This window comes from Streptacidiphilus sp. EB103A (assembly GCF_041261405.1).
Lineage (GTDB): Bacteria > Actinomycetota > Actinomycetes > Streptomycetales > Streptomycetaceae > Streptacidiphilus.
The window spans coordinates 53,653-79,679 of the sequence record NZ_JBGCAQ010000014.1 but is presented as its reverse complement, the minus strand read 5'-3'; the positions used below and the strand labels follow the sequence as shown (position 1 = coordinate 79,679).

Genomic DNA, 26,027 nt, shown 5'->3' with positions numbered 1-26,027 from the left:
CGGATCCGAGGTCGTCGCCGTCCCCGCCCCGACCCCGGAGAGCCACATGACGGCGTTGCTCGAACTGGCATCTGAGTGGTCTGTGCCCGCGACGACTTGCCGATGTGGGCCGCGGCCCGGATGGGCGGTAGGTTCGGCGCCATGACGACCAGCACGCCAACCCCCCAAGAACGGCTAGTCCCCACCGGGTTGTGCTTCTGCGGCTGCGGAGCGGACGTGGAGATCGGCCGCTTCTTCGCGCGAGGCCACGACATCATCGCCGCGGCGGCGCTGCGCGCGGTGGACGGAGCCACGCTGGCCCAGCGCCTGTCGGCAGCTGGCTACGGACCACAGCAGTCGGTCGTCCAAGCAGCGGTACAGGAAGCCGGCTGGCAGCGGTGCGACACCTGTCCGTACGCGGGAGCGCCGGCCTCGCTGGCCACACACATCAAGCGCGGCTGTCCGGGAGGAAATCCGCAGACCAGTCCAAGCCCGGCCGCGAATCCGGATGGACACGCGGGGCAGGAAGCGAGCCACTTCCCGGCACCGGATCAAGTCACCGCCGTGTCCGTCCCGGGAACAGCGCAGGGCCAGGCGAGCCCGCCGGCGGGTGACGGCGCTCGGGACGCCGCCGCGATCCCGGACGAACCGGTCGGGCGCCGCACAGCCGCGAAGGGCAAGCGAGCCGGAGTCGGGAGCGCGCCTTCGCCGCGGTCCGGGCCCGGCCGATCGGCACCGTCGACGATCACGGCGCAGCAGCAGGTGCTGCCCGACCTCGACGGGGCCGCAACCGCGCCGGCTAGCGCTGCGCGGCCGAGTACCCGCCCCGCGGCCGGGGCCCGAGCGGATGCGGAACCGTCCCACGCGAGTACGGCCTCCACCGGCGTCCTGGCCGGACTTCCCGTGCCGGACGTGACACACCCGGTGTGGGCCGGGATCCCGGCCCAGCTGCAGCCGGAACTGAGAATGCGAGCGCACCGACTGGTCACACCGGTGGCCGGCACGTTGAAGGCCAAGGAACAGCGGAACCTGCTCTTCGCGCTCCGGGCCCTGGAGCGCGGCAAGCCCGAGCCGCGCCACTGGCTGGCTCTGGTGACCGCCGACAGGGCTGCTTTCGGCAGCGCCCGGAGTGAGCGGGCGACCCAGGTGTACCAGGGGCTGGAGCAGTTGGCGGCCGAGTACTTCACGCGCGAGCTGGCCGGGGCGGGCCGAACAGAGGCGAGGGGCGGGGCCCACGCGCCGTGAACGGGGTGCCGGCGAGTACCAAGACGTCCGCCTGCCGCCGGGGCGAGCAGGGGCGCGGCTCTCAAATTCCGTAGCTGTCAATCCGCTTCACCCCTAAACTCGATCGTGTAGTCCTCCCCCGCGGAGGTCTGCTTTCACGAAGCCCTGGCCGCCGCCGGGGCTTTCGTCATTCCCCGACAACGGAACCCGCCAAGGCGGCCGGCCCTGCGGCAGGCACGACATCAGACCGAGCGTTCCCCCCGACGGGCTCCACGTCCACGGCCGGGACCGCCAACTCGGCAGCCCCACCGCCCGGGCGGGCGATCGTCCTCAGCCCGCCTGCTGCTCTCGACCGCCCCCGTCGTGTCCATCGCTTCCGCCGCCGGCACCGCAGGCGGAGGGGCGTCCTGGCCGACGAGGTGGACAACGCGCGGCCGCCTTCGAGGACCTACCTCCGAAGGCGGCACGTCGTGGCGACGGTCCGGGAAACCGCGCTCGCCCCGCGCGCCGCAGCGCGGCGGCCGAGGATGGAGTTAGTCGCTGCTGTTGATCGCGCGGATGCTGCACTGGTGACTGGCGTAACGGCGGGTCGTGCACGCGATCACCCACGGCAGGTCGTCGCCGAGGTGCCGGGGCAGGTAGAGCAGGGTCCGGCCCATGTCCTCGCCGATGGCCTCGCACACGATGGTCTCCCCGCAGTCTCTTGCATCCGTCAGGACACGGGTCAAGGCGTCCGGGAGCGGGGCCGCGGCGGTCTGCAGTTCGGCGAGGCGGGCCTCGGCGGCCGCGCGGCTGCTCCGCACGGCGACGTCGCATTCGGTGACCAGGTCGCGGACGGCGAAGTAGTCGCGGCCCAACTGGTTCACCGCGTAGCGGGCTGTGTCCGAGGACAACGGGGCGGTGGGGTAGGTCAAAGCAGATCTCCTTCTTAGGGGGACAGCGAGTCCCCGGGCGGGGAGGGCTCCCCGCCCGGGGAGCGGTTACAGGTTCAGGTAGTCGCGGTCCAGGAGGAGTTCGGCGACGGTGAAGGTCTCGGGGTCGGCGGAGTCGCGGATGTGGATCGGGAAGCCGGAGTGGCCGCTGCCCTGCAGGACCTTGATCCAGTCGTCCCAGGTCTCCCGGTCCACCTCGCCAGGGGCGAAGTTCATGTTCAGCACCGACCGCAGGACCTTCGCCTGGACGCGGTCCAGGACTGCCAGGGCGGCGGTTGCCTCCTTCGCGGTGATCAGCCATTCGGGCGCTTCCAACTTGTGGGCGCTGATCGAGACAGGCTGATTCGGGTGCCAGGCGAGGAACGCCTCGCGCGCCTTGACGAAGGCGCGCAGCTCGTCGTCCAAGACGATGTTGGGCGCCCCGAGCTCTGCCAGCCGCGACTCGGCTTCACGGCCGGCGATCGGCTGCGGTGCGGGCGGCTGCTCGACGAAGTGCATCATGCCCAGGCTGAGCATGGTCCGCGCGACGGCGCTGAGCTGGACATCGGTCAGGGGCAGAGTGTTCACGGGGCCTCCGGGGCGCTCGACGTTACAAGTATTAATCTACAGTAAATTCAATCACTTGGCAAGGTTCTCCTCCGGCAGGCCCGGGCAACTCATGCGAGCCGTCCAGCCGTTCGCGCCGAGGATCGAGGAGTACGGTCGGGCGCCGCCCAGGGCGCCCACTCGGAAACCCCCTGCAGCCCCGCCCCGCCCCGCGCCGACCGCCAACAAGACGACACCTCGGCTCATGTCAGAGTTCCGCCAAGTTCGACCCCTCCCGTGCCGGCAGCCGGCGAACCGAACCGCAGGTAGACGCCGCAGTGGATACCGCGGCTCGGCGGCCCCGAACGCGTCGACCTCCCTTCCGCCCGGGCTCGACGCCAAGACTTCCCAGCTCAGATCCGGTTGCCCGGCCCCAGACCCAGCCCCCCGCATCCTGTGGCCGGATACCGGCGCAGCCCCAACCGGCACCCGCGGCTTCCCGCCGCTCCTGTCGGCACCCCCTGCTAGACCGAGAACTGACGCCAACCGCTTCAGCCTGCAGCGCACCAACGACAACTCGAGCTCACCAGGGGGACAACAGTGTTGGACGAAGACGGCTCACTGGACCCGACGCTCAAAGCGATCCTGCTCGGCATCCTGTTCCTCGCTCTCGCGAAGATCCTCTGGACCTGGATCACCGTTGATGTGCCGCACTGGTTCAACACCACCGTCTGGCCATGGATCAACGGACACCCCTGGTGGTGCGGCCTGATCGCCGCCGCCCTGCTGCTCCTGGTCGGCCTCACGCTGCGCTGGTGGTACGCCGGAGGCTACCTCGACTCCCTCCCGGAGGAGTACGAGTACGACAGACCCCAAGAGGCGGACACGCTGCCCTACCGGCTCACCTACCGCATGCGCCAGATGGAGCTGATGTCACCGACCGCGTTCGAGCACATGTGCGCCGACCTTCTCATCCGAGACGGCTTCCACCACGCCCGACGCATCGGTGGCAGCGGAGACCTGGGCGCGGACGTCGAGGCCTACGACGAGCAGGGCAGAAAGCTCATCCTCCAGTGCAAGCGATACAAGCAACGCGTCGGCTCCCCAGCCCTCCAGACCTTCAACGGCACCGCCCGACCTGTTCACCGGGCCGACTTCGCCGTCGTCGTCGGCCTGAACGGCTTCAGCCAACCCGCCGTCGACTTCGCCGCAAGCCAGAACATCGCCCTGGTCGGACGCCCGGAACTCAAACGCTGGGCCCACGGCGAAGACCTCTACTCCGTCCTCGCCGACCAACTCGCCGACCACGCACGTCGCACCTGACGTCGCCCCGGCCCGACCAAGCCGCCAGAGGACCGAACGCCGTCACCGCTGAACCGAAGCCGCCCAAGCCCGGACGGCCCGTCGGCCAACCGCGCGATCGGGCGAACAGGCGAGGCGACCACCCGGGATCACGGCGTGTCCCCGAGGTACGGGTCAGGCCAGCCCGGCACGCTGTGGGCCAGGGCGGCGATCCGATCGCGGACGGCGATCGGCAGCAGCTTGGTGCCGGGCCAGGAAGCGGCCTCCAGCGGCACCCACTCCAGCCCGGTCTGGAACTCGTCGGGCAGAGGGCCGCCGAGGGCGCCGGGCTCGCCAACAGGCAGGCAGAGGAAGATCGCCTCGACCCTGTGGGTGGCCGGCGGGCTCGCGCCGTTGCTCCCCCAGGGGCGGTTCACGAATTCGCGCAGCCACAACAACCGCTCGACCCGGACCGTCAACCCGGTCTCCTCCAGCACCTCACGGACAACGGTCCGCGCCAACGGTTCACCAGGATGCTGCCCGCCGCCGGGCAGGAAGCGTACGCTCTGGCCTCCCCACTCGGTCTGCTGCAACAGGACGCGGCCCGCGTGGACGACAACAGCCTTGGCGGAGTTGCGAATGACGGGCTCGATCACGAGGCTGCTCCGACTCCATGGGGTCCGATCGGATTCCGCGCTCGGCTCGGCGAAACCCGTCGCGGCAACAAGCGAGACCACCAGCCACTGCAAGCGGCGACGCCGCGCGAACCACACGAGGGGCCGAGACACGCCGCCACAGGTCACACCGACCGCCCCTGGCTCGCCTGGGCAATGGCCATGGCCAGCATGGTCGGCAACGCCAGACGCAACTCGGGGTGCTGCAGGACATCGATCAAGGCTTCCTCGACGGGCGAGGCAGACCAGGAGCCTGTACGGCGGGCCTCGAACAGCAGATCGACGGCAAGGGCCCGCATTCGCACATCGGCCAGCTGAGGGAGCTCGACAGTCTGCTCGATCCGGTGGCGGCCGACGTCATCGGGAAGGCGGTACGCGGTCGCGAGCATGTCCGCCTGCTCGCGCACCGTCTCCAGCCGCCAGCCCGGCCGATCACCCACCCCCTCGGGCGGCTGCATGGCCTTCCACAAGGCGGTGCCGTCGTGCTCCGCGGCGGCCTTGGCCATCAGAGCAGCCGCCCCGGCCGGACTCCGCAACCGTCCTTCGGAGCGGCCGCTCACCCTGGCTCCCGAATCCGTGCCCACCGTGTCCCCTGTGCTTGCGATCGCCGTCACACTGCACAGCAACCGTGATCCGACAGCCATCGTAGGCCCCCGGAGGCAGGGCCAAGGGTGATTCCCCATGCGGCACACGCTGCTCCCTGTCCCGGGGCCGCCGGCACCGTGCCCAGTCGGCGGGGGTCACCCGTGCCCTGGATCCGGGGCGGGGGACAATGTGTCGAGCCCGACCCGGGCGACGCCATGAGCCGAGTGCGAAAGCCGAGCACCATGAACCGCCAGATCACAGCGCCGCCGACGCGCACCGACCTCCAACCCGGTCGACGGGGCGGGCGCTGGTTGGGCGGTGACCCGGCACGCGTCTGGAATGCCCCCGGCTTGGGCCGCTTCCCGAGACATTGGCAGCACCGCGCCCGGATGACCCGGTGAGCGTGATGCCGGGCGGCGCCGAGTTGCCCGCGGAGGTGGTCGTGGTCGACCCGGCCCACCTTGAGCAAATCGTCCGTACGCACTTCGCCTCCGCGCATCGATCTTCCGAGGTCGTCGCTGCCCTGGATGCGTTGCTTGAGGCCGTCGAGCCGCAAGCAGACGAACCGGTCTGGGTCCTGCCGGCCGAGCCGCTCTGGATCACGACCTACTTCGCCGACCCGCTGAGGGTCTACGCCCTGGACCAGGACGACCAGCGGACCTACGACGACGAAAGAGTGTTCGCCCAGCACTGGGTCAGCTGGCAGATAAGCACCATGGCTCCCCGCACCGAGGCCTCCATGTCCGCGGCTGTCGCCTCGCGGCTGGAGGAGTGGCTCCATGCCCGGACCATCTTCCCGTTCACGGACGATAGCAGCGGCTGAACCCCCAACCTGGCCTTCGGTGCGGCGGCACTCAGACGTCGGCGAGTCGGTGGCGGGCGAACAACGGACCGTACACAGCCAAGGCGCGCTCGCGCTCCAGGAACGGATAGTCCAAGAGGTCCTCGAGGATCCTGTGCTCGGCGAGGAAGCGTTCGACCTGCTGGAGTACCACCGTGTCGCCCAGCTCGGACAGATGGACGCCGTCGCTCCAGACCCTGTCCGTCCCGTCGGAGCCGAGCAGTCGGACGGCCGCGGTGAGCGGAGTCCACACGTCAAGGAACAGGGCCCCGTGCGCGACTGCGACCTCCTGCGCAGCCGCGTTGTACCGGGCGAGCTCAACATTCATCTCGGTAACGGTCACTGGGTCATGGACGGGTCCGAAGGGCGTCTGCGCGAGGACGACGATCCGGCGCGTGTAGCCGCCCAGCTCCTTCAGCAGGCGTGCCATGTTCCTGGTGTACTCCTGCAGGTCGACGGCCTCGGACAATCGGCCCTGGAACCGGCGCCAGACATCGTTGATCCCCATCTCGGCAACGACCAAGTCGTAGTCGGTGCCGGTCGTGGCCCGGTCGGCAGCAACGAGGGAGGCAATGTCGCGGCTCGTGGCTCCGCCCTCGCCGTGGTTGCGGACGTCGAAAGTCACATGGGGGCGTGCAGCGCGCAGCGCCAAGGCGAGACGGTGCACCCATCCCCGCCGTTGCCAGGACTCGACCGTGACGGTCGACCCGACCGGGGGCAGCCCGGCTTGGCACGCCATCTGCGGGCTGAACGCTTCGAAGTGTTCCGTGATGCTCGTGCCGAAGCATCCGATGGTCAACGTGCGTCGATCCTCCAGCGCAGTGCGAGTGTGTGCGCTCCCGCGAACATTGGTCGCGCCGACGGAGCGGGGGGCGACACTCCGGGACACGACGGCGTGACCCCCGACCAGTGCGTTCGCCCCGATGCGCACCCCGCCCGTGACGGTGACCTCCGCGGCGATGGTCGCGCCCGGCTCTACGAAGATCGGCGCTGCCTCAACCCTCGAGTCCCCTGGTGTCCCGGCGAACCCGTCGCCGACTGAGCGCGGCCGGTGGTCGCGCAGGACCACCTCGTCCGACAAGGCGCAGCCGTCGCCGATACGGATGCCGACCATGGCCGAGATGAAGGTGCTTTCCCCTATGGGGACATCGTCGCCGATCGCAAGGGTGGCTCCGCGGTGAACCCGGATGGTCGAGCCGGGGCCGATGCTGACCCGCTCTCCGATCGTCAGGCGGCCACCGGGGGCGACATCCAGCACGAGGTCATCAGGCAGATCACTGTACCTGCCGATGTCGATCGCTTCGGTGCTGTCGCTGAGGCCACCGGTCGGTACCAACGCCAGTGGGGTCAGCGGGTGGTGCTCTCGCTCACGATCCATCGCGGATCAGCCCGCCTGATCGGTGGGGGCGAGCGCGGTCGGCACCGAGGTGGTCAGAACCGTGAGGCGGTACTCCCAAGTCGGGCGGCGACCGACCGGAATCCGTGCCCACAGCAGCCCCTCGACGTCCATGTCTGGAACCTGGCGGAAGGCATCCGCGGTCGCCTGCAGCGCCTGTGCCTGCGTCATCCCGGAGCGGTCCAGCCCTTCCAGGACCCGCGCCGGGATCGCGGGCCCGGCACTCGCGTTGCGGTAGAGGACTACCTGGCACGGTCGGCGCTCGGCGCAGTGCGCTGACTCCTCACTCTCGCCGAAGTCGGGATCTGCGGAGGAAATCAGGACCGTCACCCGATACTCGTCCGCGTCCGGGGCCTGGGCGGGGATCCGGGCCCACAACAGACCGCGGATCTCCAGGGCGGGGTCCTGGCGCACCGCGTCGGCCGCTGCCTGGAACGCGTCCGCACGGGTCGTGCCGACACATTCCCATGTGGTGATCGCGCTCACCGTGACGTCGTGGTCGGTGAACACATCGAGGTAGGCCACTGCCTGCGACGCCCGGCCGATGGTGGCCACCAGGTCGCGTCCGAATGGTGGCCCGGCCGGCCGTGCCGCCGCGACAGCCGCCTCTGAGTGGACAGCGGGCAGCGCGCCGCTTGCCTGAATGGCGGTTGTAGCCGTCTCCCGTTGTGCCGGGAAGTTGTCGTTCATCGCGCGGCCCTTGCTCTCGCTGTGTCGGGTTGGATCGGCCGCCATCGTGGGGCGATCGGAGGCTGCTCGTGCGGGTGGATCCAGCTTGCCGGGCCGGGGGCCCGGCAGGCGCGGTTTTCCCCAGTCCGGGACCGCATTTTCGTCAGACGGCCGCTGACGGAACGGGGACCGCGCATGTGATCCGCGGTCTGTCCGCGTGCTGTCCGGTGCAGTGCAGACCACCGCGTGGTCATGCGAGTACGGCGCACCATTTGCCGCGAGTGAAGGTGGTAGTGCCGTCGGGGGTGATGTCCACGCGTGCTCCGTGGATCGGCAGTCCTCCTTCTGCCAGCCAGCGGCGGCGGATGCGGTCGAGTTCGTCCCACAGCCGGCGGGAGCCGGCTTGATGGACCAGGGCGGTGCCGCGCAAGGTGCTACTGGTCGCACGCGCCCAAGAGCCGTCAGGGTGGGCCATCCACGCGGTCCGGGTTTCGCCGTCAGCCCGATAGCGGTGTTCGATTCCGGGGACAGCGAGCGACAGCATCGACCACACATCCCACGCCTCGCAGACTTCGAGGACCGGGTACGGACTCTGAGTGATGTCCTCGCCGTCACGCTCTCCGGCGATCTCGAACAACTCATGCAGGGCGGGCGGGTAGTCGCCGCCGTCGCGGGTCGCCATGAAGCTGGCGCGATCCCACCCCACCCCTCCGGTCGCTCCGCCGTCATCGGTCTTGTCGGCGGTGAGAACAATCCCCGTGTCGGCGATCGTGGTCACCAGACGTCCCCCCGTTTTCAGGGCCTCCAGCCACGAGGCCGGAACCCGGGGAACGGAGACCGTCGAGACAATCCGGTCGTACGTTCCCGGGAGCGGGCCGGTGATGTCGCAGACATTCATGAACGGCCTTATGGACAAGCCTTCGAGGCGGTGGCGGGCGGGGTCCACGAGATAGGGGTCGATGTCCACGCTGGTGACGTTCTTCTCGCCAAGACGGCGGGACAGCAGGGCGGTCCCGTAGCCGGAGCCGGTGACGCACAGGGTTCGGGCGTTGTCCGTGAGCATGGCGTGTTGGAACATCCGCACCACCAGCCCCGGCATAGTGGAGGAGGACGTGGGGAGCCCGGCGGCCTGGTAGCCGGCTGCCGCCTGGTCGGCGTGCAGAGGTCCGACACGGGTGACCAACGAGCAGTTGCCGTAGGCGGCCTTCATCCAAGCAACCGGGTCGGCCCGGCCCTCGCACCGGTCCCACAGTTCCGCCCCGCGCGCCCACCAGTTGGGCACGAACACGTGCCGGGGCACGGAAGCGACCGCCGCAGCCCAACGGGACGCAGGGTGCGTGACCTCGGCGGCCAGTCTCGACGCGTGCTGCTGCCACACGGGCGGGTCGGGTGTCGCGCGGCACGGGCTCACCATTGCCGCTCCCCCTCCGGGGGCGCGCCCCAGGTCCCGCGCCGGGCTACGACAGTCAGAGTCCTGGGATCCTCGACGAGGCGTTCGTCTCCGCGATGGAGCGGGCGCACCACAGGAAGGCCGGCCCGCCGGTCTGTGACGACCAGTTCAGGGCCGTCACCGCCTTCCTTGACCAGGTCACCGATCTGCGGCCCGACGGGTCCGGCGGTCACGCCGCCCCCTGCAAGCCGGTCTCGGCCAGCGACAGGTCAGCCACTGTCGCCTCCCATTCCCGGCCACCGCCGCAGGGCCGAAGCCACACCTTGTCGTGATCCTTCCTCGTCGATGGGCCCGTGGCGTAGGGGGGCCCAATGTGCTGGACCTCTCCCAGCTGCCTGGTCGCCGCGTCCAGCACCACGGCCCCGTGTTTGATCCAGGCCGGCTGCTGCGGGGCACCGACGGCTCGCTGCGGGGAGGGCTTCGCCTGGGCAGCTTGGGTCTTCGCACACTCGGATGGAGGGGTATCGGGGGTAGCGGGGGATGACACGGCGCTTCTCCTGGCGTGAAGGCGTGGCGGAAATGGGGCCTCGTCCGTTCCTGCGGCCAATCCCAGGCTCCGGACGAGGGGGTCAGCGACTACTCGCCGTCGATCTCGTCTTCGTGGGCATTGCCCGCGTGCTGGTTGCCGCTGTCGTCGCCCTGCGGGGCGGGCTTGGTGGTGTCGCTGATGGCGGTGCCGTCCTTCCTGGTGGCCCCGACGGGGCTGGCGGTGGCGCGGACGCTGTGCGGGGAGGTTTCCCAGCGCTCAGCCGCTTCTACTAGTCAACGAGCGGAAACGCAAAGTGGGGTAGGACGATTCGCTGCGGGCCCGGTCCTGGGGGTAGGACATTCCAAGGTGATGGCGCAACGTCACATCGCAGGCAGTACGGTCGATCTACCAGAGGTGGGGAGCGGCGCATGGGACGCCCGAACACGGCCTTACGGGAGCTGATGCGCGAGCATGGGCTGTCTGCGCGCCGACTGGCCGAAGCAGTGAACTCGGCCGAGGAGAGGCTGTTTGGCCAGCCTGGTAATGCCACCGACCGGCAGGTGCGGCGCTGGCTCGCCGGAGAGACTGGAACACCCCACCTGCACTACATAGCGGCCCTGGCAGCGGTGTTCCACGTCCCTGGTGACAGCCTTGGCTTCGTTCTCACCGGCCCTCGGTCGATGAAGCTGGCGTCCCTGAAGAGCCCCTCTACGCGTCTGGAAGGCCCCGCTCTCGATATCCAGGAGACCGATCCAGTGCTCCGCCGCCAGTTCATGATCGCCGCCACCGGTAGCCTGCTCAGCTTCGCGTTCGCCCCGCTCCCGGCTCACGGTCGTATAGGGATGAGCGACGTCGGACGCATCAGCGACAGCATCGCCCAGCTCCACGCGGTGGACGACGCCTACGGAGGCGAACAGCTCGCCGGCGTCGCCGAGGAGTACGTCATCCAGATCGAGCGCGCTATGGCTGACTGCCTCTACGGCCCGAACGTCGAGAAGTCCCTCTACCGGGTCTTGGGCGAGCTGCACGCCTCGGCCGGATGGTTCGCTTTCGACAGCGGCGATCATCCCCGCGCCGGACGCAACTTCGACGCTGGACTTCGCGGCGCGTTGCTCTCCGGGGACCGGATGCTCCAGGCCCGGATCTGGTCCTACATGTCCCGCCAGTCCTGGGAGCTGGGCCGTGCGATGGAGACTGTCACCATCGCCCGCGCCGCTCTGGAGGTCACCCGCGCCGGCCGCGACCCGCGCCTGAGCGCGCTGCTGCACGGTCGCATGGCCCTGGGCTACGCCGCCTCCGGAGAAGCGGGAAGGTGCGCGAACTCCCTGGTCCGCGCCGACGCCTGTCTGGAACAGGCCACCGCCGAGGCCCCCACTCCCTGGCTGGCGTTCGTGGGACCCGGAGAACTTCTCGGCGCCGCCGCCATGGCCCACATGGACCTGGGCCATCCCGAGAAAGCAGTCGAGCAGGAGGAGCAGGGCATGGCCCTGCTCGACCCGAGATTCCGCCGCAACCGCTTCGCCAAGCTTGTCCACCTCAGCGAGGCCCACCTCGCTGCTCACCGTCCCGACCAGGCGGTTCATGCCGCCGGGCAAGCTCTGGACCTGTACTCGTCGGTGAACTGCCCCCGCTGGGCGGTGCGCCTGGGCCGCTTTCGCGAGGAGGTGGCCACAACCGGCCTTCCCGAGACCACCGCGTTCGTAGAACGCTATGACGCACTGACCGTCGCCTGACAGGGAGAACCCGACCGTGGACGCCGCCACCCTGACCGTGACCTACTACACTGCCGCTGACCTGCCCGGCGTCGAGGACCGGTTGCTCGAGGTGTACGCCGAGGTCTACAGCGTCCAGGCGGCCACCGACCCGTTCTTCACCGTCGACCGGTATGCCGAACGCCTGCGCGCCCACGCCTCAGCGCCGCGCTGGGGCTGCGCGTTCGGCGACGTCGAGGGTGAACCCGTCGGTTACGCGTACGGCTTCGCCCGCACCGCCGCCTACCAGTGGCACGGCCTGATCACCGATGTACCGCCGGACCTGCTCGCAGAGACCGACACGCGCACCTTCGCCCTGTGCGAGGTCATGGTCCGCAGTCCCTGGCGCGGCACCGGTATCGCACGACTCCTCCACGACGAACTCCTGACCCACCGCATCGAGGAACGCTCCCACCTCCTGGTCGAACAGGACCACCCGAAGGTCAGAGCCTTGTACGAGCGATGGGGGTATCGGCCGATGGGCGTCATGCAGCCCTACCCCGACGCACCGAGATACGACTCCCTGCTACGGACTCTCGGCTACTGAGAGCGAACCGGAGCTGCTGGAGCGGACCCGCCCGGTCACCGCGCGGCGCCCGGGCAGCAGGCGGATTGTTGCGCCGCGGTGAACCCTTGATCTCGGCAACGCGGGACGTGCCGGTGGGCTTTGGGGAAAGGCCCGGTGCTGAGGCGTCGGTCCGGCAGGCCGCGGCGCGGCCGCCTCCCGAATCACGGCACAGGTCGGCTTCGGGCGTGCAGCGTTGTGAGTGCGACCCCGTAGGCTTCGGCAGGGTCCTCGGCCGGGGCCGAGATCAGTTGCCAGTCCTGGCCGCTGGCGGCGAAGGGGTACCAGCCGCCGTCCTGGCCGAGGCGGATCTCGATGTCCGCCGCTGGATCGGTGATCCGGTTGTCGCTGATCGCCAGGGCGGTGGTGGTCTCGGGGCGCAGTGCGGTGATGGCGGCCGCGGCCCGTTGGAGGATTCCGGGCTCTGCGGCGTGGCGGTGGCGGGCGGTGTGCACGCCGGCGGCTCCGGCCAGGGAGTATGCCTGCAGGAGCCGGCGGAAGGCAGGCGGCTCCAGTCCGAGGCGGTGCGCGATGTCGTCGGTGCGCTCCTGCGCAGGGAGGGACGCCGCCAGGCGCACGGCGTCGGCGGTGGCGTCCAGTTCGAGGATGGTGCCGTCGGTGAGGAGTTGGGCGGCTTGGCGCGCGGCCTGGGCGACCAGGTGGTGCAGCTGCCGCAGCGGGGGAGCGGGCTCAGGGGGGTCGGTCAGGCTCATCCGGGGGAACGCGTCCGCCGCCGGCCGGCCGTCACCGGTCGGCTGCCTGGGGGTCGCTGAGGTGGCCTGGCCACGGTGCTGGTAGGCGAGGTGGGCGGGGACGTAGGGGCCCGCTGGGCTAGGGGCTGCCGTGGGGGGCGGGATGTGCGCGGTGCCCGGGGAGGCGGTGGCAGGTGGGTCGAGCAGGGCGGTCAGTCGTCGGTGCGGCAGGCCTCGCAGGGTCAGCAGCAGGGACGGGGTAGCGGCCAGGCGCTGGCCCAGGGCGTGGCCGAGAGCTGCAGTGTGCTGGCAGGGGGCCTGCTGGCAGTCGCAGGCGAAGGTGATCTGGCCGGGGTCGGGCATGACCGGGACCTCGCCGGTGTCGGCGGGGTCGCACAGTGCCGCGGGTAGTTGCCCCTGGAGGACCGCGCCCTTGAAGGGGCCGGCGGCCAGGGCGTCGGTGAGCGCCTGTTCGTCGCGGTCACTGAAGACGGGGAGGCGGATGCTGGTGCGGGTCGGTTCGCCGTGGCGGGGGGTGATGACGGCGCTGATCTGACCGGACTCGCAGTCCAGGGCCGCGGGGACGCCTCCGGCGCGGTAGACGTTGTAGCCCTGGACCAGGATGGCGGCGCTGATGGTGGCGCGTTTGTGGACGTTCTCCCACGCGAGGGCCCAGGGTGACGTGTTGTCGGACATCAGCGTGCTCCCAGGGCGATCAGGTCGGCCAGTTCCGTGTCGGACAGGTCGGCCAGGGCGGTCTCCCCGCTGTGCAGGACGGCGTCGGCCAGGGCCTGCTTGTGGGCCAGGAGCACGTCGATGCGGTCCTCGATCGTCAGTTCGGTCTGCAGGAGATGCACTTCCAGCGAGCGGGACTGGCCGATGCGATGGGCCCGGTCCACCGCCTGCGTCTCGACGGCAGGATTCCAGGGCCGGTCGAACATCAGGACGTGTCCGGCCTCGGTGAGCGTCAGCCCGGTCCCGCCGGCCTTCACGGTCAGGATCATGACGGGGTGGCGGCGGGCCTGGAAGGCGTCGACGAGGTCCTGGCGGGCCGGGCCCGGCGGGACCTGGCCGTGCAGGAACAGCGGATCGATGCCCTGGGCCCGCAGGTGGGTCACCAGCAGGTGGCCCATCGCCGCGTAGTTCGTGAACACGAGCGCCGACTCATCTGCCTCGGTGATCTGGCCCAGGACGTCGTCGAAGCAGGCGATCTTCCCCGACCGGCGCCGGGCGGCGGCTACGTCGTAGTCGCTGGGCTGGGGGGTCTCGCGCAGGTAGTGGGCCGGGGTGTTGCAGATCTGGCGCAGCTGCGTGAGCAGGGTCAGCACCAGGGCGCGGCGTTCACCCGGCTTGGATCCGCGGATCTGCTGCATCGTCTCGCGGGCGACGGCCTCGTAGAGGGCGACCTGCTCGGGGGCGAGAGCCGCGTAGCGGTGGGTGGTGATCTTGGGAGGCAGTTCGGTGAGGATGTGGGGGTCGCTCTTGCGGCGGCGCAGCATGAAGGGGCTGATCATGCGGGCCAGGCGGGGTGCTTCCTCGCCCTGGGGGTTCTGCTCGATGGGGCGGGCGTAGCGCTCGTTGAAGGTGCGGGCTTCCCCGAAGAGGCCCGGGTTCGTTCCGTCCAGGACACCCCACAGGTCCATGAGCCTGTTCTCGACCGGGGTCCCGGTCAGTGCGACGCGCACCCGGGCGTTGATGCGCCGCAGCTGCTGGGCCGTCAGGGTCCGGTGGTTCTTGACCATCTGGGCCTCGTCGGCGACGAGCAGGTCGAACGCGTGTCCTTCGAGGGTGTCGGCGTCGCGTCGCAGCGTGCCGTAGGTGGTGATGACGATCGTGCCGTCGGCCAGGTCCTCAAGGGTGCGCGCCTCACCGTGGTACCGGCGCGTGGGTGTGGCCGGGGCGAAGCGGGCGATCTCGCGGTCCCAGGTGGCGAGCATCGAGGCCGGGCAGACGATCAGGGTGCGGCCGGGCGGGTCGACCTGCTCGCGGCGGTGCAGGTGCAGCGCCAGCGCGGTGATGCTCTTGCCGGTCCCCATGTCGTCGGCGAGGACCGCCCCGAAGCCGAGACGGGTGGTGTTGGCCAACCAGGCCAGACCCCGGGCCTGGTAGTCGCGCAGCGTCGCCTGAAGGGCGGCCGGAACCGCGACCGGTTGGTGGGAGCCGACCCGCAGGAACTCCACCAGGTCCGCCAGTGCCCCGACCGGCTCGCAGCTGACGAGTTCCCCGTGGACGCTGACGCTGCCGGTCAACGCGGCGGTCAGGGCCTCGGACGCCGACAGCGTGCCGAGGTCGCGATCCGCGGCCCGGGCGGCGGTGGCGGCGGTGACGAGCAGCCAGCGCTCCCGCATCCTGATCAGGGAGCCACCGGCGGCGGCGAGGGCGTTCATCTCGGTCTCGCTCAGGTTCTCGCCGTCCACCGTCAACTGCCAGCGGAAGTCGAGGACCTTGTCCAGGCCGAAGCCGTGGTCCGCGGTGGTCTGCGGGGAACGGGCGCCGATCAGGGTGCGCACGCCCAGGGCGCGGGCCCACTGTTCGGGCCAGACGATCTCGACGCCCGCTCGCGCGACATCATGGCCCATCTCGCCCAACAGCAGGGCCGCTTCGGCCGCGCGCAGGGTGAACCGGGACGGCCGTTCCTGTTCCAGCAGCCGTTGCAGCGGCGGCCAGACCAGGGCACCCGCGCGAAGGGCCCGGCGGACGCGCTCCAGCAGCACCGGATCGGTGCCGTTGTCGGGCAGCAGTACCGAGGCGTCGACCAATCGCTCCTCGCGGCCGGGCGCGGTGGTCCGGATCCGCAGGACGGCCCACAGCAGCTCGGTGTCCAGGGGGCTGTTCGCCGGCGGCGGCTTGACCGTCACCACCAGCCCCGGCGGCTGCTCCCGGTCGACCTGGCCCTCGAGGCGGTCGGTCCACGCCACCATCGCCGCGCTCTGCGGACGGGCGACGGGGACCGTGTACGGGCGCAGTCCCAGAACGTGAGCGGTTCCAGGTCCGCGTACCACCGCGTCGGCCAGCGCGTCCAGGAGCTGGCGCACCACGATCCGGGGAGCCCACAGACGGTATGGGCCGCGGGCGGCGGCCCTGCAGTGCGCGTACGCCGGCATGGCGTCCGCCGCCTGCGCGACTTCGCGGCGCTGCCCCGGCGAGAGGGGGCCAAGGCGCCAGGCGTCCGCGCCGACGGGGTCGGTGGCCGGGTAGACCCGTTCCTCGGTGATGGCCTCCAGGCCGAGGCGGACGATGGTCCGCCAGGTGTGCGCCGAGGCGTGGACGCGGTCGCCGTCCAGGTGTGTGAGGACGGCGGCGAGCAGCCGCAGCGGCACCCGCCATACCGGCACCAGGACGGCTCGCACGGCCATGCCGTCGCCGGGCAGCACCAGCTCGGCGGACGCCGACTCCAGCGGCTGCGGCGGCTCCGGCAGTGGGTCGCCGTCGGGCTGGAAGACCAGCAGGTGCGCCGTGCTGCCGGACAGGTCCGCGGTCACCGCGGCCCCGGACGCCAGAACGGTGCGAAGCAACCGGACCGCCTCGCAGGTCCCGGCCGGACCCGCAGCGTCGGCCGGTGCGCGTCGCGCGGGCGGCACGAACGCGACCGGCGGGGCGAGCGCGGCTCGGGCCGGCTCGCTGGGGGCCGGGCCGGCGGGGACCAGGGCGATCACGGCCAGCAGCTTTCTCACCGCGTCCTGATAGGAGGCGCGCTTGCTCAGCGCCCGGCCCTGGACCTGGACCGGCTGGCCCCGGTAACGGCACGTCAGGACGCAGTGGAACGCCGTGCGGTGGGCGGGGCCGCTGGCCGAGTACGCGGCGTCGAGGTCCGTGATCACACCGGTTCGCTTCAGCGAGTCCAGCGCGCCGAAGGGGTCCTTGCCCTCGGCCAGCGGCCTGATCGCGCCGACCGCCTGCACCGGCACCTGCGGCGCGGACGAGCCGTCGTCCAGGACCAGGGCGAGCATGCCGCGAGCCGCCTCCTCGCGGGCTGCTCCCTTGCTCAACCCCGTTCCGACGGCATCCAGGTCGCGGCCCGCGTGCCGACAGGTCACTCGGCAGGTGAACAGCGGCTGCTTGCCGCTGACTTCGGACGACACGTCGATGGCCAGGTCGGTGATGAGCTGGATCTGCGCGAACTCGTTCAGCGCGCTGACCGGGTTCTTGCCCAGGGCCAGTGGCGCAGCCGGTGTGAGCGCGTCCGTCACGTCGGGCGTCGCGGGCACCGGAAGTCCCGCGAGCTGGGCGAGCAGCATTGTGGCGGCCGTACGGCGGGCGTTCTTCTTCGAGCGCTGCGCTCCGCTGTTCGCGTGCAACGGCCCGGTGCCGGGGTCGTAGGCCACGCTCGCCTGGAACTGCGCCGGATCCACTGAGCCGCCGGTGGTGACGGTGTCCTGGTAGACGGGGGCGGGCCGGCCGGTGCCGGACGCGTGGAGGTTGAGCAGTGTGGGTCCGGTCCCGCTGCCCGATGCCGCTGCCTCCAGGATCGCGAGGCGTGCCGGCTCCCACTGCGGTGCGGCTGCGTCGAACAGGACGAGGAACAGGTCACGCGGATCGAGCACGCCGGCCCGCGCCCGGGCGGCGACCTCGGCGACCAGGACCGGTGCCACCGCGGGCTGCCCGGCCAGATGCTGCAACTGGGCGCGGAACCCTTCCGAGCTCAGCGCAGCACCGGGAGCGGCGGCGGAGATCTCCCCCACCGGTTCCCACTGGTCTCCGTCCGGCGCCTCCTGCACAACCGCCTGCACGCCGGACAGGTGGCCGAGCAGGCTGACGGCCGCCCGGTGCTGCGCGACCTTCCGCTGGTCCCCGTAGGCCGCTATGCCGTGCACGAACCCGTCGGTGGTGCGCCAGGCCGCCTGGGCGCCGAAGCCCCCGAGCCCGCTGCGGGCCGGCAGGGGGCGCAGGAGGAAAGCGGCGTTCACGGCCTGTGCCTGCGACGTCAGTACCGCCGTAGCTCGTTCGGGTGAAGTGGCCAGCACCGTCCAAGCCGCCGATCGCGCCGGTCCCAGGATCGGCAGGGCTGCTGATTCGAGCAGGAGAGCCCGCAGGTCCAGTGTCCGCAGGCGGCTCGTCGAAGCGCGCCCGGTCAACTCGGCCACGAACGCCTCGGGGAACAGGCTGTCCGCGCAGGCGCGTGAGAGCAGTCGGCTGAACTCCCGGTCGTCCAGGCGCCGCATGGCAGCCTCGTCCGGGTGACGCAGTTGCCGCCGTTCCTGCTCCTGGACGCGCTTCTTGAGGAACTCGCCGGTCGTCTTCGGCGTGGGACGTGATGTCACGCTCGTGCACTCCCTGGAATACCGGCCGCTCCGCACCAGTGTTCGGGCACCCTGCCGACGCAAGAGGCCCTGCCCGCCGGAGCGGATCGCGCAGCGCGTCCGCCCGCGCGGCAAGCATGCTCCGACCGCTGCCCGGGCGTACCCCGATCCCCCACAAGAGGGCCTGCGCGCCCGGTGATTCCGCCGACCATAGAGATTCCTTCGCGCAGGGACTACAGGCTGTGGAAAGCTTAGTACCGAGGAGTGACAGCGCTGACCGGCACTCCGCAGACCTGGTCCTCGGGGCCGCCGGCCGCTCCGTCGTCACTCACTCACTGGCCGGGTCGGTGGCCACACCACCCCGACCGCGCCGGGACGGTGGGCGGATCCGGCCCAGCCTCGGGCGGCCGACAACCCTGATCGCCGAGGCGGGATGATGGCCGCTGCCGGACACCCGGCTACCCCGTGTCGCGAAAGGACTGAGCTTTGCCCGACTACGCTCCCGCCATCCCGCTCGAAACCGCGTTCGCCGCCCCCGCCCCGGTCATGATCGATCACGAGGGGACACTCGACCGGGACGACGCGCTCGCCGTTCGCCGCCTGGTCGACGGCTGGGAACTCACCGTGGACGTCGCGGATGTGGCGGCCGGTGTCGCACCGGGCGGTGCCGTCGACGAGGAGGCGTTCCAGCGCAGGCAGTCCGCCTACGGCGGCATCCGCGGCACGGCCAAGATGCTCCCGCGGCCGGTCGAGGAACAGCTCACCCTCGCGGAGGACCGCCCGTGCCCGGCCATGCGCGTACGAGTCTCGTTCGACCGCGCGGCTACCGCCACCGGCGTCCTCGTCGAGCGAGCGACCATGAACGGGGCGGTCGCCATGGACCACGCGGCCGTGGCGGCCGCGGTAGCGGACCCCGTACACCCCCTGCACAGCGAACTACGGGACGCCGCCGAGCTGAGCGAAGCACTCCTCGCCCGACGCCGTGACCAGGGCGCCCTCGCGCTGTACGACCTCCTGAAGGGGTGGGCCACCGACGAGGACGGGCAGCTGGTGCGACTGGCCCTGGCCGAGCGCAACATCGGCTACAAGATCGTCCAGGAGTGCATGATCGCCGCCAACACCGCCCTCGCCGGCTGGGCCGCCGAACGCGACCTGCCGCTCCTCTTCCGGAACCACTCCGCAGCGAAGGTGGCACCGCCCCGCGAGTCGCTCCTGCACGACCTCGACGTCGCCATGAGCGAGAACTCCCCGGCCCGCCTGCAGGCCCTGCAGGAGCGCACCCTCCTGGTGGTGCGGGCCGCCGAGTACGCCCCGGTCATGAGCGGCCACTGGGGCCTGAACCTCGCCGGCTACGTCCATGCGACCTCGCCACTTCGCCGATACGCCGACCTCGTCGTGCAGCGGGTCGTCCTCAGCCACCTGGACGGCACCCCCGGCCCCTACACGGACACCGAACTCGCGCAGATCGCCCAGTCCTTGAACGAGGGCGCCCGTGCCGAGCGCGAGGCCCGCAACGCCTCCCTCAAGTCCTCGGCGCACACCCGCGCCCGCAGGGAGGCATCCACCGACCGGGACTACTCCGGACTCAACAGCCGCGACTTCCACGCTCTCCTCAAGCGCAGCTGCAAGGAGAACATCGCCAACGACCACCTCATGCAGGAGACCGCCCGGCGCGCAGCCGGGCAGCAGCTCACCTCCCTGGAACTGCAGTTGGTCCTTCTCGTAGCCAGCAGCACCGACTGGGAGCCGACCCGCACCCAATGCCTGGCCGCCATCGCCGCCACCCCCGAGACAGCCGTCAGCGTGCTGGCCACCCACGCGCAGATCAACAACCTCGCCCTGCCGACCTTCACCGACCGCAGCCGCGGTCCGGCCCACAACCCGATGTTCACGTCCCGAGCCGAACTCGTGGTCGCAGGAGAGGCAGCCAGCGGACAGGAGCGCTCCGCCCCGGCGAAGAAACCCGCACGCCAACAGGCAGCCCTCAGCCTCCTCGCCGGCCTCGCCGGACTGCCGGACCCATCGGCGGACCAGGTGCTCCCGGATGCCAGCGCGGCCATGACGGCCAAGCGAGCCGTCGTGCCCGCAGAGGCCGAAGGGCGGCAACCGGTCATGGTCCTCAACGAATACACGCAGTTCCACGTGATCAGCGATCTGCGGTTCGACTTCGCAGGAGAGGGCCCAAGTCACCAGCCGACCTTCACCTGCAGCGCCCACGCCGTCCACCGGGGCGAATCCCTGCGCGGCCACGGCTCAGCCAGTGCCAAGGCCGGGTCGAAAACGGCCGCCGCCGCTGACCTTCTCCAGCAGGTCCACGCCCGCATCGCCGACCACGGGGCCGACTGACCACCGCTCACCGCCCACGGGCGTCGCCTATCTGCGGCCGCGGCCATGACACCGGCGGACCGGGCCGGTGCCGTCTGGACGCGAAGCCGAGCTCGGCGAGCCCGTCTCCGGCAGCGCTTGCCCGTGCGCTCGGCCCATCGACCCGTGCCGTCCGCCGACTGGAACCCACTGCGGACAGCCACCGTGCCGGGGCGGGGCGCAGCGGTGTCCTCCGCAGGCCAAGGCTGCCTGTGCCGGCCAGACCCCTGCTCCCGCTCGGGCCACCTCCGGCCGCAGTGCCAGGCGCTGCGGCAGACGGCAGTTGACGTCCGACGGGTGGACCTAGATTGCCGAGGAGTAGAGAAAAGTGTAGATTAATAGTCATAACGTTGATTCGGGGAGGCCCTCTTGCGAAACGTGACCACTGACGCTGTCCGGATGCCGACCGTCCTGCAGGCAGCCGAAGCTGTGTTCGAAGCGGTGCAGATGCCCTGGGGCACTGCACCCGCGACGCCAGGTGAACTGCTCGGATCGATCCGGGCTCTGGAACCGCGTCTGCACGCACTGACCGAATCGCAGCTGCTCCGGTCCCTGACGGCTCTGGGAGTCCGCACGCGCAGCGACGGCCGAATACACCGACCGGACGTAGCCTCGGCGACTACCGCACTGGAGCAGAACCAGCGGGAGGCCGACGCCATGCGCGAGGCACTGGAGCGCGGACGCCGGGCAATGAACGAGTACCTGAGCTGAGGACAGCCCTTCACGCGCCTTCGCCGGAGCATTGGCGACAAGCGGCCGGTTCAGGCCCGACCGGACCCCTGCGTGCGCAAGGATGCGACGCAGACCACGCCACACCAGAGCATCGGAGGAGTACAGCAGGATGACGACCAAGGCTCGGACCGCATTCCCCAGCGCCGCCGACACGGCCGTCATCGACTACCTCCGCCAGCACGCCGAGCTCTCCGAGAGCAGCCACTGCGTCCCGGGGAGTTGGCGCTACGAAAGCGTGTTCCACCTGCTGCTGGACCTGGGCCGCACATTCATCCACACCCCGAGACCCGACGGAGTGACCAGCATGCCCGCCGGACACTGCTTCACGAACGCGCCCGCTACGCCTGGGATCACCGTGACGAAGGCATGGTGTACGCCGAGGGGTTCGCCCAGACCCACCCCGGCCTCGGCATCTACCTGCCGCACGCCTGGATCGTCCGCACGGACGAGACCGTGCTGGACCCGACCTGGGACGACGCGGCTGGCCGGGCCTACCTCGGCCTACCCATCGCAGACTGCCGGATGTGGCCCGTCGAAGGTGGAGGGCTGCTCCAGGACATCGACCGCGTCCTGCCGCTGCTGCGCGACGGCTTCCCATCCAGTGCCCTCGCCGATCATGGCCTCCCGCTGATGACGGACGACACGGCCTAGAGACCCGCAGGTCGGCAGCTCCGGCGCGGGCCCGAGCGGCCAGCCAGGCTCACCCGGCACTCCCGGGGTGATCGGGATTTTGCGCTCAGCGGGCACTGGCGAACACTGGCTCCGAGCCCCGGGCCAGGGGGCGACCGACCTCGGCAGCACATGCCTCAGGAGAATCATTCATGCCTTCGCCGCCTGACGATACCACCGCGCGAAGAATTCGCCACGCGTTCCAGCAGGCCGCCACCGTCCTCGGCGTCGCGGCGGACGGAGCAGAGGAGCGCTGGGGTTGGGAGAGCCGAAGCCTCAGCGGGCCCGTCGCCGGGAACCAGTGGCTTCGCCTCCTCACCGCACCCGTGCAGCGCACCCGCGGAGGTTCGTGGGACGGTCCACAAGCAGCCGAGAACGCCGTCCCCGACACTGTCCCGCGCCCCCGGCTGCACGCCGCCCACGAATGGGCAAGCGAAGAACACCGCTACCGCGCGGAACTGTACGACCGTATCCGGGGCATCGCGCTCAGCGATGGACCGCTACCGCCGGCCGGACTGCGACTCCCCGACGCGTGGTGGAACTCTCTCCAGGTCTCTCTCTCGGAGCTGTCCGCAACCGGCACGGACCGAGTAGCGATCCGGCAGGAGCGTCTCGACTGGGCAATGCCTCAATTCCTCGGCCCCGGAGTCGCCACCGAAGCTCCCGCCTGGACCACCGCTCACGCCGACATCCAGTGGTCCAACCTGGCCGGCCCCGACCTGCTCGTCCTCGACTGGGAACGCTGGGGCCGCGCTCCCGCCGGCTATGACCAGGCCACCCTCTACATCTCCAGCCTCACCGACCCCGAGGTCGCCGAACGCGTCCAGCAGGCGTTCGCACCCGTACTGGACTCACCCGCCGGTCGCTTCTCACAACTCGTTGTGGCGAGCGAATTCCTCCAAGGGATGCAGCGCGGCAACAACTTGGAGCTGGAAGGCCCCCTGCGCCGACGAGTTTCGCTGCTCCTCGACTCACCAGGCAGGTCGAGAGGGTGAGTGTGAACGTCGACGAGCCGCGCGTGTTGATCTGCGGAAGCCGCCGCTGGCCGTGGCCAGAGGCTGTCGAGACCGTCCTGGAGCGCCTCCTCGACCGCCACGGTGACCGCCTGGTGATCATCGAAGGTGCAGCCACCGGCGCGGACCACTCCGCTCACCGGTGGTGTCAGGTCCGTGGCTTCGGAGCTGAACGCCACCGCTGCCACCCGGTCGACTGGAAGGCCGAACGCCGTGCCCGGCCCGCGACCTGGCGCCTGGCCGGCCCTGAGCGCAACACCCGGATGCTGCTGGAGGAGCGCCCTCGGCTGATCATCGCGTTCCACGATCACTTCGCGCCCGCCAGCGGGGGCACCTCCGACATGTGTCTGCGCGGATTGCTGCAGCAGGTCCCCACCTGGCTCGTCCCTGGCGAGGACGTCGGGATCGGAACCTGGTTGAACCTGGAGGCGTTTCCGCGGGATCGGGTGCGGCGGGTCAGGGCCGAACTGGCGGCCGCCGTCTAGCAAGCACCGAGTCGCCCCAACACGGCCTGAGAGATTCCATCCCACACCGGCCGCGTTCCTGCGCCGGAATACCCGAACTCCCGACACCAGTACTCCAGCCGGTGGTAGATAGGGAGTGTCACCCGTGGGCGACCCTGCGGCCGCCCCGGCGGAGCCTCTACCCCCGATGGCTCCGCCGGGGCCCATCCGTCGGCAGGTGGGCACTGGCCTCATAGGCCGGACCTGCCGGCCAACGGCTGCTCGGAGTCGTGGACGGCGGGCTGGTCGTGGTCCAGGGCGCCCGAGACCTCGCACTGCGGCGTCGCTGTCATGAACTCGGTGCCTCGGAAGAGGTGTTGATTCGCTGAATCCGTCCGGACCGGCGGTTCGGGGGTGGACGATGTGATCGTGATGTACAGGGACGACGAGACCAAACCGATCCACGACCGCGCCGGCGCACTCGCGGCGCTGGGCACCGCGACCCGATGGTGGGGAGCTGACGTTCCGGAGGATCCCGGCTCAGGCGAACTGGCCGAGCTGCTGGACGAAGTCGTGGAGCGCCTGCGCGGCGATCAGCGCGATGAGCGGCTGCGGAGGGCGTCCGAGCCCCTGGCCGAGGCCGTCGAGGCACTGAACGCGGTAGCCCGGCTCGGCGGCCTGCTCCCGGCCGTCTCGATGTGGCACCTTCGCAACGCGATTCGGCTGGAAGCCGAGGCCCGCAGCCACCTTACCGAGGCAGCCCAACGACAAGCGATCAAGTCGCCGCTGGCGGAGCCGACCGGCACCTGAGCGTGCCGACATGGAGCAGGTCGTCGCTTCGGTGCGGCCAGCGGTGATCCACCAGCGGCCCGCGCCCCCGGCATGGCTGACATCAGCGCGGAGTCCTGATCCGACCTGTTTGCCTGCGCGGGCCGGTTCGGCAGGGGGTGGCCCTGGCTGTCGTGCCGGCCGCGCCGACGTGGAGGGGCCCGTCCTTCGCACAGCTCGGCGACGACCTGGTCGCGGCCGTCGCCCGGCGCCGGGACGCGGATCGGCCACTGAGCCCGGTCACCCGTTCCCCGGCAGCCGGATGAGCTTTCGCCGCCGCTCCCGTACAGCAGACTGCGCTTCCTGCCGCTGCGGGGCGTCCGGTCAGGCTGCGGTTGCAGAGTCGATGGCGGCGATGAACTGGTCGACGCCCTCGACGCCCTGGTACCGGCGGAATTCCGGGGCAAGGGCGCTGATCTGGCGTACGCAGCGGCTGGCGCCGATGCGCTGGGCGAGGAGCAGCGAGTGGAGCGCGGTGGCGGCGCCGTGGTCAACTTCCCCCTGGTGCAACAGACTCTCGGCCTCATATGAAAGAAAGACTGCCCGGGTCTTGTCCCGGGCGGTGGGCAGCAGCGACACACCCTGGGTGATCTGGTGGTGCGCGGGCCCGGGCTCGTTCAAGTCGATCAGGCAGCGGCCGGAATCGACGCCGACGTCGGCGGGACTCATCCATGAACACCAGGACGGCGGCGTGGCGGAGGCCGTGTTCAGGGCGTGTTCGGCTGCGTCCAGAGACCGGCGGCACGCCCGGGCCTCGCCGATCATGGCGTGGGCCCTCGCCTTGCGCAGTTCCAGCAGGGAGCGAGCGGTGGGGTCCTGAGTGCGGGCCAGGGCGTAGTCCAGGACCTCGATGGCGGGGGCGGCGTGCCCCAGCCAGATGCGTTGGTAGGCCAGGTCCGAGAGGACGCCGGCGCCGCGGTCGGTGTCGCCGGCCTGATGGGCTGCGTGCAGGGCAGCGTTCCAGTAGTGGTCCGCGGCCGCATGGTGCTCATGATCGAACTTGTGCCAGCCGATGGTCTGCGCCAGAGAGCTGGCCAACACGTGCAGCCGGACGCCGGTCGGCTCGCTGTAGCGTGCGTTCTCCAGCAGGCCCACGACCGTGTCGTAGTAGCTGTCCAGGAGCTGGGCGGTGTGCTGACGCTCGGCCGTGGCCATACCGGTCAGTTCGCTGACGCTGGTCTCCAGCCACGACACGAACTGGGGGTCGACGACCTGGCCGGCGGTGGCGGAAGCGGCCAGGGCCGGATCCAGGGTGGCCCACTGCTGGGCGAGTGCCGCCAGCACGGCGGGGGCGAGTCCGAGAATGGAGCGACGGTCGAGCATGGCGCGGCGTTGGGCCTCTCTGAGAGCGGCGACCGTCTCCCCTGTTCCCAGGGGGATCGGTGCCTCGCAGCCGGGCAGCCAGTACGGCCACCCCAAGACGTCGACCAGGGCGGGATCGACTCCGAAGCAATCGGCGATCAGCAACTGGTACCAGCGGTCCGGGGCCCGGGCGCCGGACCGCTCCCACACGGAGACCTGCTGCTTGGTGGTCCCGGCTCTGCGGTCACGACGACGCGCGGCCTCCTTGATCCCAGCGGCGAGTTCACTCTGGGACATCCCCCCCTTGAGCCGGCGGGCGTAGGCGAGGGGGTGCTGGATAGTCGCTTCCACCCCACCATCACAGCACCGTCAGGGCCCCAACGGGGACGAATCGCGGCAGTCG

At 70.7% G+C, this 26,027-nt stretch carries 21 protein-coding genes; 11 read left to right on the top strand and 10 right to left on the bottom strand.

Annotation, left to right across the window (positions count from 1 at the left end; all coding sequences use genetic code 11):
- Positions 1 to 141: 141 nt before the first annotated feature.
- Positions 142 to 1,224, top strand: coding sequence for a hypothetical protein (locus tag ABH941_RS23205; RefSeq protein ID WP_370131357.1), 1,083 nt, complete (start codon positions 142 to 144; stop codon positions 1,222 to 1,224).
- A 512-nt stretch (positions 1,225 to 1,736) separates the two neighbouring features.
- Here the strand turns inward: ABH941_RS23205 and ABH941_RS23200 are convergent.
- On the bottom strand, positions 1,737 to 2,117 hold the full coding sequence (locus ABH941_RS23200) for a hypothetical protein (protein ID WP_370131356.1): 381 nt from the start codon (positions 2,115 to 2,117) through the stop codon (positions 1,737 to 1,739).
- A 66-nt stretch (positions 2,118 to 2,183) separates the two neighbouring features.
- Positions 2,184 to 2,702 (bottom strand): hypothetical protein, encoded by a 519-nt coding sequence (locus ABH941_RS23195; RefSeq protein ID WP_370131355.1) that lies wholly within the window; start codon positions 2,700 to 2,702, stop codon positions 2,184 to 2,186.
- A gap of 558 nt (positions 2,703 to 3,260) precedes the next feature.
- Between ABH941_RS23195 and ABH941_RS23190 the strand changes: the two genes are divergently transcribed.
- On the top strand, positions 3,261 to 3,983 hold the full coding sequence (locus ABH941_RS23190) for a restriction endonuclease (protein WP_370131354.1): 723 nt from the start codon (positions 3,261 to 3,263) through the stop codon (positions 3,981 to 3,983).
- A gap of 128 nt (positions 3,984 to 4,111) precedes the next feature.
- Here the strand turns inward: ABH941_RS23190 and ABH941_RS23185 are convergent, their stop codons facing one another.
- Both ABH941_RS23185 and ABH941_RS23180 read right to left on the bottom strand, forming a co-directional pair.
- Positions 4,112 to 4,597, bottom strand: a complete 486-nt coding sequence (locus ABH941_RS23185) for an NUDIX domain-containing protein (RefSeq protein WP_370131353.1) — start codon at positions 4,595 to 4,597, stop codon at positions 4,112 to 4,114.
- A 143-nt stretch (positions 4,598 to 4,740) separates the two neighbouring features.
- The gene (locus ABH941_RS23180; RefSeq protein WP_370131352.1) at positions 4,741 to 5,121 is read right to left on the bottom strand and encodes a hypothetical protein; all 381 of its coding nucleotides are present in this window, start codon (positions 5,119 to 5,121) and stop codon (positions 4,741 to 4,743) included.
- Positions 5,122 to 5,597: 476 nt separating this feature from the next.
- Between ABH941_RS23180 and ABH941_RS23175 the strand changes: the two genes are divergently transcribed.
- Positions 5,598 to 6,023 (top strand): hypothetical protein, encoded by a 426-nt coding sequence (locus tag ABH941_RS23175; RefSeq protein ID WP_370131351.1) that lies wholly within the window; start codon positions 5,598 to 5,600, stop codon positions 6,021 to 6,023.
- Between the two features lie 31 nt (positions 6,024 to 6,054).
- Here ABH941_RS23175 and ABH941_RS23170 read toward each other — a convergent pair whose 3' ends face one another.
- From ABH941_RS23170 to ABH941_RS23160, 3 genes are all read right to left on the bottom strand, one after another.
- Positions 6,055 to 7,377, bottom strand: a complete 1,323-nt coding sequence (locus ABH941_RS23170; RefSeq protein ID WP_370131350.1) for a GDSL-type esterase/lipase family protein — start codon at positions 7,375 to 7,377, stop codon at positions 6,055 to 6,057.
- A 48-nt stretch (positions 7,378 to 7,425) separates the two neighbouring features.
- Positions 7,426 to 7,992 carry a hypothetical protein gene (locus ABH941_RS23165; RefSeq protein WP_370131349.1) on the bottom strand — a complete coding sequence of 189 codons (567 nt, stop codon included), beginning with the start codon at positions 7,990 to 7,992 and terminating at the stop codon, positions 7,426 to 7,428.
- 364 nt (positions 7,993 to 8,356) lie between these two features.
- Positions 8,357 to 9,406, bottom strand: a complete 1,050-nt coding sequence (locus tag ABH941_RS23160) for a protein-L-isoaspartate O-methyltransferase (RefSeq protein WP_370131348.1) — start codon at positions 9,404 to 9,406, stop codon at positions 8,357 to 8,359.
- Between the two features lie 1,374 nt (positions 9,407 to 10,780).
- Between ABH941_RS23160 and ABH941_RS23155 the strand changes: the two genes are divergently transcribed.
- Both ABH941_RS23155 and ABH941_RS23150 read left to right on the top strand, forming a co-directional pair.
- Positions 10,781 to 11,758: a hypothetical protein gene (locus ABH941_RS23155; protein ID WP_370131347.1), complete on the top strand. Its 978-nt coding sequence runs from the start codon at positions 10,781 to 10,783 to the stop codon at positions 11,756 to 11,758.
- Between the two features lie 16 nt (positions 11,759 to 11,774).
- Positions 11,775 to 12,323: an N-acetyltransferase family protein gene (locus tag ABH941_RS23150; RefSeq protein WP_370131346.1), complete on the top strand. Its 549-nt coding sequence runs from the start codon at positions 11,775 to 11,777 to the stop codon at positions 12,321 to 12,323.
- 182 nt (positions 12,324 to 12,505) lie between these two features.
- Here the strand turns inward: ABH941_RS23150 and ABH941_RS23145 are convergent, their stop codons facing one another.
- Together ABH941_RS23145 and ABH941_RS23140 are read right to left on the bottom strand one after the other, a co-directional pair.
- Positions 12,506 to 13,729, bottom strand: a complete 1,224-nt coding sequence (locus ABH941_RS23145; protein ID WP_370131345.1) for a hypothetical protein — start codon at positions 13,727 to 13,729, stop codon at positions 12,506 to 12,508.
- Positions 13,729 to 18,294 carry an SNF2-related protein gene (locus tag ABH941_RS23140; protein ID WP_370131344.1) on the bottom strand — a complete coding sequence of 1,522 codons (4,566 nt, stop codon included), beginning with the start codon at positions 18,292 to 18,294 and terminating at the stop codon, positions 13,729 to 13,731. Before ABH941_RS23140 ends, ABH941_RS23145 begins: the two co-directional genes overlap by 1 nt.
- A gap of 465 nt (positions 18,295 to 18,759) precedes the next feature.
- On the opposite strand from ABH941_RS23140, the gene ABH941_RS23135 reads away from it, so the two are divergent.
- The 6 genes from ABH941_RS23135 to ABH941_RS23110 all read left to right on the top strand — a co-directional run bounded on the left by ABH941_RS23135 (position 18,760) and on the right by ABH941_RS23110 (position 24,304).
- Complete coding sequence (locus tag ABH941_RS23135) at positions 18,760 to 20,619, top strand: RNB domain-containing ribonuclease (protein WP_370131343.1); 1,860 nt, start codon at positions 18,760 to 18,762, stop codon at positions 20,617 to 20,619.
- 417 nt (positions 20,620 to 21,036) lie between these two features.
- Positions 21,037 to 21,348: a hypothetical protein gene (locus ABH941_RS23130; protein WP_370131342.1), complete on the top strand. Its 312-nt coding sequence runs from the start codon at positions 21,037 to 21,039 to the stop codon at positions 21,346 to 21,348.
- A gap of 387 nt (positions 21,349 to 21,735) precedes the next feature.
- On the top strand, positions 21,736 to 22,020 hold the full coding sequence (locus ABH941_RS23125; RefSeq protein WP_370131341.1) for a hypothetical protein: 285 nt from the start codon (positions 21,736 to 21,738) through the stop codon (positions 22,018 to 22,020).
- A gap of 170 nt (positions 22,021 to 22,190) precedes the next feature.
- A complete protein-coding gene (locus ABH941_RS23120) occupies positions 22,191 to 23,033 on the top strand; it encodes a hypothetical protein (protein WP_370131340.1) in 843 nt (280 codons plus the stop codon).
- Positions 23,030 to 23,536 carry an SLOG family protein gene (locus ABH941_RS23115; RefSeq protein WP_370131339.1) on the top strand — a complete coding sequence of 169 codons (507 nt, stop codon included), beginning with the start codon at positions 23,030 to 23,032 and terminating at the stop codon, positions 23,534 to 23,536. Before ABH941_RS23120 ends, ABH941_RS23115 begins: the two co-directional genes overlap by 4 nt.
- Before the next feature lie 387 nt (positions 23,537 to 23,923).
- Positions 23,924 to 24,304: a hypothetical protein gene (locus tag ABH941_RS23110; protein WP_370131338.1), complete on the top strand. Its 381-nt coding sequence runs from the start codon at positions 23,924 to 23,926 to the stop codon at positions 24,302 to 24,304.
- A 342-nt stretch (positions 24,305 to 24,646) separates the two neighbouring features.
- Here ABH941_RS23110 and ABH941_RS23105 read toward each other — a convergent pair whose 3' ends face one another.
- Positions 24,647 to 25,975 carry an XRE family transcriptional regulator gene (locus tag ABH941_RS23105; RefSeq protein WP_370131337.1) on the bottom strand — a complete coding sequence of 443 codons (1,329 nt, stop codon included), beginning with the start codon at positions 25,973 to 25,975 and terminating at the stop codon, positions 24,647 to 24,649.
- Between the last annotated feature and the right edge of the window lie 52 nt (positions 25,976 to 26,027).

Excerpts from the sequence above, each read along its gene's own strand:
- ABH941_RS23205 (WP_370131357.1), top strand. The coding sequence starts at position 142 with ATGACGACCAGCACGCCAACCCCCCAAGAACGGCTAGTCCCCACCGGG.
- ABH941_RS23180 (WP_370131352.1), bottom strand. The coding sequence starts at position 5,121 with ATGGCCAAGGCCGCCGCGGAGCACGACGGCACCGCCTTGTGGAAGGCC.
- ABH941_RS23145 (WP_370131345.1), bottom strand. The coding sequence starts at position 13,729 with ATGTCCGACAACACGTCACCCTGGGCCCTCGCGTGGGAGAACGTCCAC.
- ABH941_RS23130 (WP_370131342.1), top strand. The coding sequence starts at position 21,037 with ATGCCGACCGTCCTGCAGGCAGCCGAAGCTGTGTTCGAAGCGGTGCAG.
- ABH941_RS23125 (WP_370131341.1), top strand. The coding sequence starts at position 21,736 with ATGGTGTACGCCGAGGGGTTCGCCCAGACCCACCCCGGCCTCGGCATC.
- ABH941_RS23120 (WP_370131340.1), top strand. The coding sequence starts at position 22,191 with ATGCCTTCGCCGCCTGACGATACCACCGCGCGAAGAATTCGCCACGCG.